Consider the following 14,827-nt stretch of genomic DNA (forward strand, 5'->3'; position numbering starts at 1 on the left):
GAAACGCGATAAACTCTCCGTATCCCACACCCGCGACACCACCCGCGATATCTACGCGAACTAAGACGGAGACTTTTGTGAGCTTGACGCAGCTTGACCGTGTTCCCATCCGCCGTGCACTGATCTCGGTTTACGACAAAACGGGACTGGAGGAGCTCGCGAGGGGCCTGCACGCAGCCGGCGTCGCCCTCGTTTCCACCGGCTCCACCGCCAAGAAGATCGCCGCCGCAGGCATCCCGGTCAAGGAAGTCGAAGAAGTCACCGGCTCCCCGGAAATGCTGGACGGCCGCGTCAAGACCCTGCACCCGCGCGTGCACGGCGGCATCCTGGCTGACCGCCGCGTCCCGGCCCACATGGACACCCTCGCGGGCATGGAGATCGAAACCTTCGACCTCGTGGTGGTGAACCTGTACCCGTTCGTGGAGACCGTGAAGTCCGGCGCAGCGCAGGACGATGTGGTGGAGCAGATCGACATCGGAGGCCCCGCCATGGTGCGTTCGGCCGCGAAGAACCACGCCGCCGTCGCCATCGTCACGGACCCCAACTTCTATGGCGCAGTGGTCGACGCCGCAGCACAAGGTGGCTTCGACCTGAACACCCGCCGCCGCCTGGCTGCCAAGGCCTTCGCGCACACGGCCAGCTACGACAATGCTGTTGCCTCCTGGACTGCCAGCCAGTTCCTGGACGAAGACGGCGACGGCATCATCGACTGGCCCGCCTACGCGGGCCTGGCCCTGGAACGCTCCGAGGTCCTCCGCTACGGCGAAAACCCGCACCAGCAGGCTGCTCTCTATGTGGACAAGGCAGCCCCGGCGGGCATCGCCCAGGCTGACCAGCTGCACGGCAAGGCCATGAGCTACAACAACTTCGTCGACGCCGATGCCGCCCTCCGCGCTGCCTTCGACTTCGCCGAGCCGGCCGTTGCGATCATCAAGCACGCCAACCCGTGCGGCGTAGCCGTCGGTTCCGCCGACGCTGAAGACCCGATCGCCGATGCCCACGCCAAGGCCCACGCCTGCGACCCCGTCTCCGCTTTCGGCGGCGTCATCGCTGCGAACCGCACCGTCACCGCAGGCATGGCCCGCACGGTTGCCGACATCTTCACCGAGGTTGTCATCGCCCCGGACTTCGAGCCCGAAGCCGTGGAGATCCTCTCCAAGAAGAAGAACATCCGCCTCCTCGCCCTGCCCGAGGGCTACGGCCGCTACCCCTCCGAGATGCGCCAGGTTTCCGGCGGCGTCCTGGTCCAGATGAGCGACAAGGTAGACGCCGACGGCGACAACCCCGCCAACTGGACCCTCGCTGCCGGCGAAGCCGCCGACGAAGCAACCCTCGCGGACCTTGCCTTCGCCTGGACCGCTTGCCGTGCTGCCAAGTCCAACGCCATCCTGATCGCCAACCACGGTGCAGCCGTGGGTATCGGCATGGGCCAGGTCAACCGCCTGGACTCCTGCCGCTTGGCCGTCGAGCGTGCCAACACGCTCGGCGTGCAGGTAGAGTCCGACGTCGAAGGTGCCGGCGGCGCGTCCAACACCAGCGGTGCCAACGCACCTGAGCGCGCACGCGGTGCCGTTGCATCCTCCGACGCGTTCTTCCCGTTCGCTGACGGCCTGCAGATCCTGATCGACGCCGGTGTCCGCGCCGTCGTCCAGCCGGGCGGTTCCGTCCGCGACGAGGAAGTCATCGCCGCAGCCAACGCTGCAGGCATCACGATGTACTTCACCGGCGCACGCCACTTCTTCCACTAGAAGAGGAGCCCGGCAGGGCCCACGCACCACAACGCAACGGCGGCCGCCCCCGGTAGGGGACGGCCCCCGTCGTGCTTTATCCGCACGTACTTAACAGGGACGTGCTGTCGAAAGAGAGTTCGCTACGAAGCCGTTGCTGCGGTGTTGTAGGTGGACTGGATCACGGTGCCCCAGTAGGGGCCGTACATGGTGGTGGAGTTGCTGCCGTATCCGTAGCTGTTCACGGAGTTCTGGTAGCCGGAGGAGCTGGTGCCGATGAACCACGGACCGCCCGAGGAGCCACCGGTCATGTTGCAGGGGATACCCTGCGTGGCGAACTGCGGGTTGTAGGGATCGTTGGCGGCCTTGCCGGAGCAGCTCTTGAGCGATTCGCCGTTGAAGGGCGAGCCTGCCGGGTAGCCGAAGGCCTTGTAGCTCAGGCCGCGGGCGGCGTTGAACTGGACACCGGAGGACCCGACGACGTCGGCGAGCTTCTGGCCGTTGAGGGTGTTCATGACGGCGAACGCTGTGTCGTACTGCATGTTGCCGTTGGAAGCCCACTGGGTGGGGGCGTACAGCGCCTTTGCCGTCCACTTCCCGTAGGGTGCTGAGCCGTTGAGGTAGGCCGGAACGAAGGTGAAGTTGGTGGCGTAGGCGCCGGGGCCTTCGTTGAGGCAGTGGCCCGCGGTGGAGACGGTGCTCTTGTTGGCTGCAGTGACGGAGTTGCCGGAGCAGACGTAGTTGGAGCCGCCCAGGGTGAAGAAGATCTTGCCGATGTGCTTGACCGGCGTCTCGCTCTGGTTGACCTTGCGGTCGATGGTCTTGGATTCGGTGGTGGCCTGCTGGCCGGCGATGCTGCTGATGGCGCCCGGGGCTTCAGTGACCGGGGCCTTGCCGAAGTTGAGGAGCTTGCCACGGTCAAGTGCTTTGGCCGCGAGGATTTCGCCGGACTTGGCATTCTTCATGCGCTCTGGCGTCCAGTAATCTGCAGCGCCGGTGTCCGACACAACATGGCTGCTGACCGCAGCGCCGCTGGAGTCTGCGTTCTGAGCCGGTGCCGCGTTGGCGCTGGTGGTTCCAACCAGCGCCAGGATTGCGGCAGCGGACAGACTCAGCAGGCTTGTGGCCAGGGTCTTGGTTTTTGTCACGTTGTTCCTACCTATCGAGGGAGTGAGGCGGCCAGTGATGGCGACCGCCGACTGACGGAATCGAAGGTATCGAACGTATGACAACTTTGTAAAGAGATGTTTCATAGTTTGTGATAATTTGCTGTCACTTCCTTGTTAAGTGACGAGGTCCCTTTGGCGTGGGCTCAAGCGCGGCAAATGTCAGCCAACCTTGGTCGTGACATTGTCCGGGAGGGGCTTGGGAGTGACGCCCGGCCAAGGGCCGTCATTGGTAAGCAGCGCGAGATTTCGGGCACCGTCCGGGTCATCGGCGCTGAGCGGGATGATGATGGTGCTGTGCTGCGAAGGGGCCGACGCCGGTCCGCCCATCCATGCCGAGCCGACCCCAGCGGCCGAAAGGTCGATGAGCGGCTCACCGTCGGCGGTGCTCGAACTGATCTGGATCTGCGTGTTTGGCATGTACCCCTCGCCCACGGACCAAACGTTCCGGACGATGTAGTCCACCAGCACGTCACCTGCCTGGAGCGTGTAGCCGGGGTCCACCCTGAACCAGATGGAATAGCCGGTGTTGCCCTTGACGTTGGGATCGTTCCCGCCGGTGAAGTTGGTGACGGAAATTCCGGGGATGGCCTCGATCGCCTCGCGTGCTTGGGCAAGTTTCTGGCCTGATGCTGCGTCATGCGGAATGGTCTGCGCTGGTGTGGGCTCCAGAATCGGCGGTGTGCACGCAGTGAGGCTGAGGAGGATTCCGGCAGCCAAAGCAGCCCGTTTGAAGGTTCGATTCGTGCGGGTCATGCTTTCACTATGTGCGGTTTTGTGTGATTGCGGAGTCTGACTCGCCCGGAAACCGGAGATTTGATCACGGCAACAGCGCACGACGCCGGGAGGCAGCGGCGGCGGTCAGGCCGCCGTCGGGCGTTCATCACCATGGCGGTAACGAACACGTGATCCCGGACACGAAGGGCCGCCTTATCCGTCTACTCGGGTAAGTTAGGAGATGTTGAAATCTGCAGACTTTCAGGGAGAACCCCGCCAATGGCCAAGATTATCTATACCCACACAGACGAAGCGCCGATGCTGGCAACTTACTCTTTCCTGCCGATTGTTGAAGCGTATGCCTCGACCGCAGGAGTAGAGGTGGAGACCCGCGATATTTCGCTGGCCGGCCGCATCATCGCCGTCTTCGGTGATTTCCTGACAGAAGAACAGCGCACGGGCAATGCCCTTGCTGAACTTGGTGAACTGGCAAAGCAGCCGGAAGCCAACATCATCAAGCTGCCCAACATCAGCGCCTCCGTGCCGCAGCTCAAGGCTGCCATCGCCGAGCTCCAGGCCCAGGGCTACGCCCTCCCGGACTACCCGGACAACCCCTCCTCGGACACCGAGACGGACATCCGCTCGCGCTACGACAAGATCAAGGGCTCCGCTGTGAACCCGGTGCTGCGCGAAGGCAACTCGGACCGCCGCGCACCCCTGTCGGTGAAGAACTACGCCCGCCAGAACCCGCACTCCATGGGTGCCTGGTCCGCTGATTCGAAGACCAACGTTGCCACCATGGGTGAGAACGACTTCCGCTCCAACGAGAAGTCCGTTGTCCTGGCGGCTGACGATTCCCTGACCATCCAGTTGGTCCGCGAAGACGGCACCACCAAGGTCCTCAAGAAGGACTTCCCCGTCCTGGCGGGCGAAGTCGTGGACGCCACCGCGCTCCGCGCCGACGCCCTGGATGAGTTCCTCAAGGCGCAGGTTGCCCGCGCCAAGGAAGAGGGCGTTCTCTTCTCCGCGCACCTCAAGGCCACCATGATGAAGGTCTCGGATCCCATCATCTTCGGCCACGTGGTCAAGGCGTACTTCTCCGAGCTGTTCGACACCTACGGCAAGCAGCTCGCAGCCGCAGGCATCAGCCCGAACAACGGCCTCGCAGCAATCCTCAGCGGCCTGGAAGACCTGCCGGAGGACGTCCGCGAGGGCGTCAAGGCAGCCATCACCAAGGGCCTCGAGGACGGTCCCGCGCTGGCCATGGTCGATTCCGACAAGGGCATCACCAGCCTGCACGTTCCGTCGGACATCATCGTCGACGCCTCCATGCCGGCCATGATCCGTTCCTCCGGCCACATGTGGGGCCCGGATGGCAAGGAAGCCGACACCCTGGCCGTCATCCCGGACAGCTCCTACGCCGGCATCTACCAGGTTGTCCTGGACGACTGCCGCGCCAACGGTGCGTTCGATCCCACCACCATGGGCACCGTTCCCAACGTTGGCCTCATGGCCCAGGCAGCCGAAGAATACGGCAGCCACGACAAGACCTTCGAGATCCAGGCAGCCGGCACCGTCCAGCTCGTGGACAGTAAGGGCACTGTCCTCACCGAGCACCAGGTCTTCCCGGGTGACATCTGGCGCGCCTGCCAGACCAAGGACGTTCCGGTCCGCGACTGGGTCAAGCTGGCCGTCACCCGCGCCCGCGCTTCCCAGACTCCGGCTGTGTTCTGGCTGGACGAGACCCGTGCACACGACGCCAACCTGATCGCCAAGGTCAACGAGTACCTCAAGGAACACGACACCGAGGGCCTCGAGATCAAGATCCTCTCCCCGGTTGAGGCCACGGCCTTCACCCTGGAGCGCATCCGCAAGGGTGAGGACACCATCTCCGTCACCGGTAACGTCCTCCGCGACTACCTCACGGACCTGTTCCCGATCCTCGAACTCGGCACCAGCGCCAAGATGCTGTCCATCGTTCCCCTGATCAACGGTGGCGGCCTGTTCGAGACCGGTGCCGGTGGCTCCGCTCCCAAGCACGTCCAGCAGCTGGTCAAGGAAAACCACCTCCGTTGGGACAGCTTGGGCGAATTCCTTGCCCTGGCCGTCAGCTTCGAGCACCTTGCCACCACCACAGGCAATGCCCGCGCCCAGGTTCTGGCCGACACGCTGGACCGCGCAACGGGTACGTTCCTGCTGGAAAACAAGTCCCCGCGCCGCAGCGTCGGCGAGCTGGACAACCGCGGAAGCCACTTCTACCTGGCCACCTACTGGGCCCAGGAACTGGCCAAGCAGACCGAAGACGCCGAGTTGGCCCAGGACTTCGCAGCAATCGCTGACGCCCTGACCTCCAACGAAGAGGCAATCGTCGGCGAGCTGGCCGCAGTCCAGGGTCCCGCCGTCGAACTGGGCGGTTACTACCGTCCGGACGCCGCCAAGGCCGCTGAGATCATGCGCCCGTCGGCTACGTTCAACAAGGTCCTCGCGGATCTGAAGAAGTAGTCCCCGTAGAGCGAAACTGGCCCGCAGGCATTGCCTGCGGGCCAGTTCCTTTTTAAGTGTGGACTCAGCGCTCGGCGTGGAACCGCTCAGGTGCCACGCCGCCGTCGACGATGTCCTTCAGCACCCGGCCAATAGCCGGCGTGAACTTGAACCCGTGTCCGGAGAAACCGGCGCCCACCACCAGCGGACCGAAACGGTCCAGCACGAAGTCCTCGTTAGGCGTGGTGGTGTAGGTGCAGCTGATGGGAACCGCGGTGGAAGGGTCGACGCCGGGAAGCCACTCTTCTGCGTACCGCACCAACGCTTCGAGCTGCTGGGGGATGGGCTCGAAGGTGCGATGGTCGGGGTCCATCACGGGACCGACGCCGTGCCAGCCTGCTTTGACGCCTTCGCCGGGAGTGAGCATGCCGTAGACGGGGCTGAACCAGTATTCGTAGAGTTCGTTGTTCGGATCAGGGTCCGGGTTGTGGTTGAAGCCGGGCCACACCAGCGTGTTGTCTGTCGCCGTGAAGTGGGCGGGTTGCTCCTGGGTCACCACCAACGCGGGGAGTTTGGCGAGGCCGTTCAGCACCTTCGTCGTCCAGGCGCCCGCTGTCACCACCACGCGGGTTGCCGTGTATTCGGTCTCTTCCGTCACCACCACTACCGATTCGGCGCCATCGACGCGGATGTCGCGGACCGGCGTCGAGTACTTGAAGACGGCACCATGGGCCTCAGCTGATTCCCGCAGCGCCACCAAGGCGTCCGCCGAACGGATCCGACCGGACCCCGGCACGAACAGGACATCGGTGGCGAAGTTCATTCCCCGCCAGCGGTTGGCGGCCTCGTCGGCTGAGATGAAGTAGCTCTCGATGCCGCGTTCCTGGTGGGCGTCGCGGACCTGCTGCAAACGGGGCATGTTGCCGTGGTTCGCCAATCCCACCATGTCCAGCAGGGGAGCGCCGTGCTCGGCCGCGAGTTCGTCCCAGAGCGTCTTGGATTCGGCCAGGAGATCCAGGTAATCGGCCTCGGCGTACGCGGTGTTGAAGTTGCGGGTGGCGCCGTGGGAAGCGCCAATGTGGTGCCCGGCCTCGAACTGCTCCAGCAGAACCACCGAGCGGCCCGCCCTGGCGAGTTGCCATGCGGCCGCCGATCCCATGGCTCCTCCGCCAACAACTACAACGTCAACCTGCATGCCTGCTCCATCCACCGTTGGCCCTCATGAAAATCGCACCCCCCGAAGAGGGCCACCTCCCATTCTGCCCCCACTCACCCAACTGAGGGACAGCAAGCGTCGTAATGAGGGCTCATTGGAGCATGTGCTGTCCCCCAGTTGGGTCAGCCATGCAGCGTTAGGCGGCCAGGCGCCTGCGGATCCACGCGGAGAACTGGTCAACCACGATGATCAGCACCAACACGATCAGGATGTGGGTGAGCATGGAGTCGAACTGGAACGACTTGATGGACTGGTTGATCAGCAGCCCGATGCCGCCGGCTCCCACCAGACCAAGGACCAGCGAGGACCGCACATTGACATCGAAGCGGTAGAGCAGCAGGCCCACGAACTGGGGAACCACCATGGGCAGCGTGGCGTTGGCTACCTGCTGGATCCGGTTGGCGCCGGCCGTGCGGAGTGCTTCCTGCGGCCCGGCGTCAATCTCCTCCATGGATTCCGCCCACAGTTTCCCCATGACACCGGTGTTGTGGCAGATCAAGGCGAGCACGCCGGCGAAGGGACCGAGCCCCACAGCGGTGACGAAGATCAGTGCGAACACGATGTCCGGCACGGCGCGGAAGAAGGACAGCACGGCCCGCGCGCCTTGGTAGACCAGCCGGTGCGGGCTGGTGTTCTCGGCGGCCAACGCGGCCAGGAGCAGGGCGAACGGCACAGACAGTGTGGTCCCCAGGAGGCCGATCCACAATGTCACCAGCGTGGCTTCCAGGCCGGGCTTGAGCGTCTTCTCCCAGCTCAGGTCCGGCGGGAACGCATCGCCAATGAAGGCTGCCATGCCCTTCCAACCGTCAACCAGCAGTTCCGGTTTGAAGTCCGTCCCTTCGATGGCTACGGCGTGAAGTCCGACGACGGCGGCCGCCACTGCCGCCGTCGTGATCCACCGCAGCGGCTTCTTCGGGCGGACCATTGCCACGCGGGTTTTGCCGGTGGAGTTCTGTCGGGCGACGGCCGGGGTCAAAGTATGGGGAGTCATGCTGCCTGGGTCCTGTCTGAAACGTCCCGGTCCGGGGCGTACAACGTGTCGAGGTGGTCGGCCGTGACCTCTGTGGAGGGGAGGTCGAACATCATGGAGCCCTGGAGCAGCCCGATGGACCGGTCAGCGTATCGCAGCGCGAGATCGGGCTGATGAAGGACCGCGGCCACCGCCAGCCCTTCGGAGTGGGCGAGTTCGCGCAGCAGAGCCATCACCTGCTCGGCAGCGTGCGGGTCCAGTGCGGAGACAGGCTCGTCGGCGAGTACGACGTCGGCCCGCTGGCAGAGTGCCCGGGCTACGGCCACGCGCTGCTGCTGTCCGCCGGAAAGCCGGCCCACCCGGTCGAAGGCGCGATTGGCCAAGCCCACGCGGTCCAGGCAGTCGAGGGCTTCCTGCTGGACGTCGGCCGGAAACAGCAGAGGACTCAGTGAGCGAACCGTGGGGATGCGGGCCAAGGCGCCGGCGCAGACGTTATCCAACGCAGTGCGCCGGGGGACCAGATGGATCTTCTGGAAAATCATGGCCATGCGCTGGCGGGCTTGCTGCAGTTCACGGCCCTGGAGGGTTTCCAGCCCAGCTCCATCAATGCTGATGCTCCCCGAATCCGGGGACGTGATGCCCATGACGCAGCGCAAGGTGGTGGACTTGCCCGAGCCATTGGCGCCGAGGAATGCTACAAATTCTCCGGCGGCTACGGAGAAGTCCACGCCTTGAAGGACGGTCCTGCCACTGAACGACTTTCGCAAGCCGTGGACGGAAAGAGTCATTACAGATCCTTCTCGGTGAGGCCCATGGTCTCGGCGAGCTCGAACAGCGGCGTGTAATTGTCCTTGGTGACCTCAAGGAGCGGGCCTGGCGGGGTGACGTCCAGGAACTCGCCCACCTTGGCCACGTCGGCGGGATCCAGGCTGAGGAACGCGTCCTTCACGGCGGCTTTGAACGCGGGATCGGCGTTACCGCGCACGGTGATGGGGTCGTTGGGGATGGGGTTGGACGTCCATACCTGGCGGAAGTTATCCGGAGTGAAGGTGCCTGCGGCAACGGCCGTGGCAAGGGTCTGGGAGTTGATCTCCGCTGCATCGACTTTGCCGTTGGTCAGGGCGAGGAGGGCTTCAGGATGGCCGCCGGTGTAGTCCATCTTGATGTCGGCATCGGCGATTCCGGCTTCACGGAGGCCGAAGCGGGGCAGAACGTCGCCGGAGGTGGATCCGACGCTGCCCAGGGCGAGGGACTTACCCTTCAGATCCCCGATGGCCTGGATGGTGCTGTCCTTGGGAACCCAGATGCCGGCCGTGTACGTGCTGAGTTCCTTCCCGGCCGTGCCAAAGGAAACCAGCGGCTCGGCGCCGGCCTTGGCATCAGCAAAGACGTACCCGAGCGGCCCGAACTGGCCCAGGTCCAGCTTGCCGTTGCGCATGGCCAGGACCTCGGCGGCGTAGTCCTCAACCACCTGGACGCTGACGGGGCATTCGAGCTTCTTGGACAGCGCTGCGGCCAGGACGTCGTAGGCGGGCTTGAGTTTTGCCGGGTCCTCGTAAGGCTCGATGCCGAACTTGATCTCGCCGTTGGGGCAGGTGGCGGACGTTGCCTCGGGCGAGGACTGGGCTGAGCCGCCACAGGCAGTGAGCGCCAGGGCAGTGGCTAGGGCAAGGGCGGAGCCGGTGAAGAGCGAGGTTTTCATGGGATTCCTTATGCGAAGGGAGGGAGAGGGGAGCTTCAGTACAAACGCGACACGTTGCGGTGTGCCAGGCCGAAGGACAGGGTCATGCCCACACCGGAGGTCACGGACACCACCGTGACTCCGGGTTGGACCTCTCGGACCAGGATCGGTGCGACGTCAGAAGAGGCGTAGACGCCCTGCCAGCGTTGGATGATCTTCAGTGGTTCGCCGATCCGGCCCGTGATTTCGGCGTTGAGCGTGGTGGTGACGGATTCGTCCAGGAACGGATCCGCGGTGCGGTGGTAGTGGTGCGAATCGCCCAGGATGATGGTGCCGTCGGGGCGTTGGGTGAACATGACGTTGGCGCCGATCTCCAGCAGTTCGGGCCGGTTCTCCAACACCTCGGAGCGGAGGGCTGCAGCGGTGGGCATGTCCGTGAACGCCGGGTACCGGAGCATGGAGGTCGCGGTCAGGACTGCAGGAGCGAACTCGACGCCGGATGGATTGGCTGCCAGCGACATCTGCAGCGCACACCGCTGGATCCGGTGCTCCTCGGCAAGGACCGGGAACAGGTAGTCGACGTCGTGGCCAACACAGACAAAGACCTGCTTGGCACGAAGATCGCCGCGCGACGTCTGGACAGTGACGCCCTCCGCGGACTCGCTGAAGCCCAGCGCGGCAGTGTTCCAGTGAAGTTCGACGCCGGGCTGCCGGCTGAGCCACTCGGCCAACGTTGCGACCGTGGTGCGGGGGTCGACGCGGAGGTCGTCCCGAAGGAAGGCGCCGCCTACGAGTCCGGGCCATGATGCACCCGAAGTACTGCCGTCGTCGTGCGCTTCTTCCGCAGCGGAAACATTCAGCCGTTTCCGCGTCTCTGCAGGGGAGAGCAATTCCACCTGGCCAGGCTCGCGGACCGCGGAGAGTTCGCGCAGGACGTTCATCTCGGCTTCGGTGCGGGCGAGTACTACGGCGCCGGCCTCGGAGGCCCAGAAGCCTGCCTGCTCGGCGAACTCGAGCCAGTACTTCCGCGAGGTCTGCGCGAGTTCGTACAGTTCCCCGGACTGGGCAGTGATGCAGCAGTGGCCGAAGTTGCGGACGGAGGCGCCCGCGGCGTGGTGGTCGCGGTCAATGATGGTGACGGTCAGGCCGTTGGCAACAGCGTGCGCGGCATGCGCCAAACCAACGATTCCAGCGCCGACAATCACGACGTCGGCGGGCTGGCTCGCGCTGTTGTTGAAGGGGGTGGGGGAGGTGCTTGGGTTGTTCACACCACTGACATTGGCGGCTCCGGGAAGGGGAATCAAGCCAGAACGGCACTTGTATATACAAGTTAATCTGAATTTAACGTCTGTTCATTTGAGTTCACCCCAAATTCACCTGAGACCGCTCAGATCCGGTGTTATTGCCGAAACAGACTTGTATTATCAACTGGTGAGCACACAGCAGAACGCACCCCTCCACGTCAGGCTGAGCGAGGAATTCATGCGCCGCATCACCGACGGTGAGTGGCCTCCGGGTTACCAGTTGCCCAGCGAAGCGGAGCTATGCCGGGAATTCGGGACCTCGCGCGGACCGATCCGCCAGGCGCTCGCGTTTCTCCGGTCGGAAGGCGCCGTGACCGGAGGGCGGGGCCGCCCTCCCATGGTTCGTTCGTCCGTGCCGTCGCAGTCGTTTTCCACGTTCAACTCGTTCACCGAATGGGCCAGCGGCATCGGCAAGAAGCCCGGCCAGCGGACGCTGGAGGTCGCGCGCCGCGAGGCCAGTCCGGAAGCTGCCGAGGCACTCGGTCTGGTGCCGGGAACCACGGTGGTGGAGGTCCTGCGTGTCCGCCACCTGGACGAGTCCCCGGCCATGATTGAGCGCACCACGTTCATCCTGGATGTGGGCCGGAAACTGTTCGACTTCGACACCGACTCCGGGTCCATCTTCGCGTTCCTCAAGGAGCAAGGCGTGGACCTGCACAGTGCCCGCCACACCATCGACGCCGTCGCTGCCAGTGACGAGGACGCCGAACTGTTGGAGCAGCCCGAAGGTATTCCGCTTCTGCGCGAACGCCGCATCACCCGTTCCGCCGACGGGCAGCCCCTCGAATACTCCGAGGACCGCTACCTGCCGGCACTGACCAACTTCACCATCGACAACACCGTGGAGCGCAGGGCCGCCCTGGTCCGCATCCACACTGAAGGAGCCACCCCATGATCAAGCTTGTTGCCTGCGATATGGCCGGAACCACCATCGACGAACACGGCGACGTGTACGTTGCCCTTGCCCGCTGCGTTGAAGAGACCGGCGTGTCCACCACGCCCGAGGCCGTCCAGGAATGGATGGGCGCGGACAAGGTGGAGGCCATCACGGCGCTGATCGATGCCGGCGGAGGCACGGCGGACGCTGAAACCGTGGCTGTTGCCTTCATCCGCTTCAAGGAACTGCTCGTCGAGTTCTACGACGCCAACCCGCCGGTCGCCCTGGAGGGAGTGGAAGACGCGTTCCGCGAACTGCGCCGCCAGGGCATCAAGGTGGCGCTGACCACCGGCTTCTCACGCGACGTCGCCGAGCCCCTGCTCCAGCGGCTGGGATGGGGCGTCGGCGACGACAACTTGCTGGACGCCGTCGTCTGCTCCGACGAAGTAGCCGCGGGACGACCGGCACCACACATGATTCACCGGGCCATGGAACTGACCGGAGTCCAGGACGTCCGCGCCGTGATGGCCGCGGGCGACACCGTGAATGACCTCGCCGCTGCCAACAACGCCGGCGTGACGGCCGTGGGCGTCCTGACCGGCAAGCTGGGCCGCGAAGACCTGGCCGTGCACCCGCACCACCACATCCTGGACGGCGTGAAGGACATCCCGGCGCTGCTCTCCTGACCTTCGGCGTCAGGCTCGCAGTGCTCAGTGTCAGGCTCGCAGTGCCCGGCGTTTGGCCCCCAGCCCCAGGCATGGAAGATTGGAACGCGTGAAATTCCTTCACCCGTCACCCAAGTCCTCCGCCCGCGGCGTCACCATCCTGCGTGTGGTCTTCGGCGCGCTCATCATGGTCCACGGCATCCAGAAGCTCATGGCCGGGCACGCTGCCTTTGCTGCGTCGGTTGCCGCCATGGGCGTGCAGAAGCCGGAGATCGTGGCGTGGCTGGTGATCGCCGGTGAATTGGGACTTGGCCTGCTGCTGGTCCTCGGAGCCCTGACCCGAGTGGCCGGGTTCCTCGCGGCGATCATGTTCGCGGGCATCTGGTTCGTGACTGAAGCGGGCAAGCCCCTGCTCACGGACAGGGCAGGGGTGACCGCCGAGCTCCTGATCATCTACGCGGCCATCTCGGTGGCGTTCATCTTCCTGGGACCCGGAGCTTTCTCCTTGGATCGCAAGCTGGCCCGGCAATCAACCGGCCCACGGCGTTAGTCCGTCGACGTTAACGCGACTGGGTTAACTCACGACGGCGGCACTAGCCGCCGGGGTGGAGTCACCACCGGGGACCTCACCGCGCGTCGTTCGGGTACCTGATCCCCAGCTGGGAGCGCACGCCGTCGAAGAGGCGCATGACGTTGATGGAGTCTTCCAGGGGCATGACCGGGCTTTCGGTGAGGCCCTGCTGGACGCAACGCGTCACCTCACGGAGTTCGTACGTGTAGCCAATGCCCACCACATCGAAGCGCTCGTGGCGCGGTTCGTCCCAACCAACCCGGATCATCAATTCGCGCGGATTGTTCACTGAACCCACGGTCTGCAGGAATCCGAGCCCGCCGGCAACGGTGGCTGTCCGGGGGCCATGGGCCATCAGGGACGACGTCAGCTGAACTTGGGCACCGCTGGAGTAGCCCAACGTCAGGGCGTTCTGGGTGTCCACGCCGTCGTCGTTGAGCGTGCCGATCGCGGTGACCGACTGCGGGAAGCCCAGTGTGCCCAAGGCCCAAAGCAGCGGGTAGACGGTGATGTCCAGGAGTGCGCCACCACCATCATTGAGGGCCCAGATGCGGGCCGAAGGGTCGTAGGGTGCCGGGAAGCCAAGATCCGCGCTGACCCAGTGGATCTGCCCAAGCTCGCCGGATGCAGCGATTTCGAACGCCCGCTGCATGCTCGGCAGGAAGCGGCTCCACACGGCCTCCATGAAGAACACGTTGTTCTCCCGGGCCAGCTTCACCAGTTCGGTGGCTTCACGGGCGTTGATGGTGAGGGCCTTCTCGCAGAGCACGTGCTTGCCGGCACGCAAGGCGGCCGATGCGATCTGGAAGTGCTGGGCATGCGGAGTGGCCACATAGACTACGTCCACTGCGGGATCGTCGAACAGCCGCTGGTAGCCGGGCACATCGCCGTCGTCCCCGTATCCTTTGGCGAACCCCAGCGTGTGCGCGAAGGCATCAGCGGCGGCCTGCGTCCTGGAGCTAACAGCGTAGAGTTCTGCGTCGTCCAGCAGGGCCAGGTCCTTTGAGACACTGTTGGCAATGTTGCCTGTAGACACGACACCCCACTTCAAGCGCCGGCCGGTAGCTGCCCGGGGATCCTGGTTGGGTTGGGAGGACAGCCACGGTTTGGCGATAGGGAGGGTCATGACTGACATCCTCTCATTCCGGGCAAGCGTTGCCTCTGCGAGAACACGGTGCCGCACCCTTTTACGCCGCTCGCTCCGGTAACCTCTGGTGCGCCGGGCGGGTAAGGGTGCGCCCGCAGGGAACGAGGTGAGCGCCCGGCGGGTACGGGTGCGCCGTTCCCAACGAGGGCGGGGCCGGCCCCGAAGCGTGCGGGGTTTTGAGTGGGCATGGTGCCGCACCCTTTTACGCCGCTCGCTCCGGTAACCTCTGGTGCGCCCGGCGGGTAAGGGTGCGCCCGCAGGGAACGAGGGGAGCGCCCGGCGGGTACGGGTGCGCCCGCAGGGAA

Annotated in this window: 13 protein-coding genes; 5 read left to right on the forward strand and 8 right to left on the reverse strand. The window is 64.8% G+C overall.

From position 1 onward, the window contains the following. Positions 1-77 precede the first annotated feature (77 nt). Positions 78-1,748, forward strand: coding sequence for a bifunctional phosphoribosylaminoimidazolecarboxamide formyltransferase/IMP cyclohydrolase (gene purH, locus RQH14_RS18100; RefSeq protein WP_311214524.1), 1,671 nt, complete (start codon positions 78-80; stop codon positions 1,746-1,748). 122 nt (positions 1,749-1,870) lie between these two features. Here purH and RQH14_RS18105 read toward each other — a convergent pair whose 3' ends face one another. Both RQH14_RS18105 and RQH14_RS18110 read right to left on the reverse strand, forming a co-directional pair. Further along, a complete protein-coding gene (locus tag RQH14_RS18105) occupies positions 1,871-2,980 on the reverse strand; it encodes a trypsin-like serine peptidase (protein WP_396136325.1) in 1,110 nt (369 codons plus the stop codon). Positions 2,981-3,055: 75 nt separating this feature from the next. Then, complete coding sequence (locus RQH14_RS18110; RefSeq protein WP_311214526.1) at positions 3,056-3,649, reverse strand: hypothetical protein; 594 nt, start codon at positions 3,647-3,649, stop codon at positions 3,056-3,058. Positions 3,650-3,889: 240 nt separating this feature from the next. Here RQH14_RS18110 and RQH14_RS18115 point away from each other — a divergent pair, with 240 nt between their 5' ends. After that, complete coding sequence (locus RQH14_RS18115; protein ID WP_311214527.1) at positions 3,890-6,112, forward strand: NADP-dependent isocitrate dehydrogenase; 2,223 nt, start codon at positions 3,890-3,892, stop codon at positions 6,110-6,112. A gap of 64 nt (positions 6,113-6,176) precedes the next feature. On the opposite strand, the gene RQH14_RS18120 is transcribed toward RQH14_RS18115, so the two are convergent. From RQH14_RS18120 to RQH14_RS18140, 5 genes are all read right to left on the reverse strand, one after another. Beyond that, positions 6,177-7,286: an FAD-dependent oxidoreductase gene (locus RQH14_RS18120; RefSeq protein WP_311214528.1), complete on the reverse strand. Its 1,110-nt coding sequence runs from the start codon at positions 7,284-7,286 to the stop codon at positions 6,177-6,179. 157 nt (positions 7,287-7,443) lie between these two features. Next, entirely contained in the window at positions 7,444-8,298 is an 855-nt protein-coding gene (phnE, locus tag RQH14_RS18125; protein ID WP_311214529.1) for a phosphonate ABC transporter, permease protein PhnE, read from the reverse strand. Continuing rightward, positions 8,295-9,065, reverse strand: coding sequence for a phosphonate ABC transporter ATP-binding protein (locus RQH14_RS18130; protein ID WP_311214530.1), 771 nt, complete (start codon positions 9,063-9,065; stop codon positions 8,295-8,297). Before RQH14_RS18130 ends, phnE begins: the two co-directional genes overlap by 4 nt. Continuing rightward, a complete protein-coding gene (locus RQH14_RS18135; protein ID WP_311214531.1) occupies positions 9,065-9,979 on the reverse strand; it encodes a phosphate/phosphite/phosphonate ABC transporter substrate-binding protein in 915 nt (304 codons plus the stop codon). The genes RQH14_RS18130 and RQH14_RS18135 overlap by 1 nt, the downstream gene beginning before the upstream one ends. A 35-nt stretch (positions 9,980-10,014) precedes the next feature. Continuing rightward, positions 10,015-11,226: a TIGR03364 family FAD-dependent oxidoreductase gene (locus tag RQH14_RS18140; protein ID WP_311214532.1), complete on the reverse strand. Its 1,212-nt coding sequence runs from the start codon at positions 11,224-11,226 to the stop codon at positions 10,015-10,017. Positions 11,227-11,389: 163 nt separating this feature from the next. Between RQH14_RS18140 and RQH14_RS18145 the strand changes: the two genes are divergently transcribed. The 3 genes from RQH14_RS18145 (at position 11,390) to RQH14_RS18155 (ending at position 13,354) form a co-directional block, all read left to right on the forward strand. Further along, the gene (locus tag RQH14_RS18145; RefSeq protein ID WP_311214533.1) at positions 11,390-12,157 is read left to right on the forward strand and encodes a GntR family transcriptional regulator; all 768 of its coding nucleotides are present in this window, start codon (positions 11,390-11,392) and stop codon (positions 12,155-12,157) included. Beyond that, on the forward strand, positions 12,154-12,825 hold the full coding sequence (locus RQH14_RS18150; protein ID WP_311214534.1) for a phosphonatase-like hydrolase: 672 nt from the start codon (positions 12,154-12,156) through the stop codon (positions 12,823-12,825). Before RQH14_RS18145 ends, RQH14_RS18150 begins: the two co-directional genes overlap by 4 nt. Before the next feature lie 88 nt (positions 12,826-12,913). Then, on the forward strand, positions 12,914-13,354 hold the full coding sequence (locus RQH14_RS18155; protein ID WP_311214535.1) for a DoxX family protein: 441 nt from the start codon (positions 12,914-12,916) through the stop codon (positions 13,352-13,354). A gap of 76 nt (positions 13,355-13,430) precedes the next feature. Here the strand turns inward: RQH14_RS18155 and RQH14_RS18160 are convergent, their stop codons facing one another. Then, a complete protein-coding gene (locus RQH14_RS18160; RefSeq protein WP_311214536.1) occupies positions 13,431-14,501 on the reverse strand; it encodes a Gfo/Idh/MocA family oxidoreductase in 1,071 nt (356 codons plus the stop codon). Positions 14,502-14,827 lie beyond the last annotated feature (326 nt).

The organism is Arthrobacter sp. WCS2018Hpa-7, from assembly GCF_031843805.1.
Classification (GTDB): domain Bacteria; phylum Actinomycetota; class Actinomycetes; order Actinomycetales; family Micrococcaceae; genus Arthrobacter.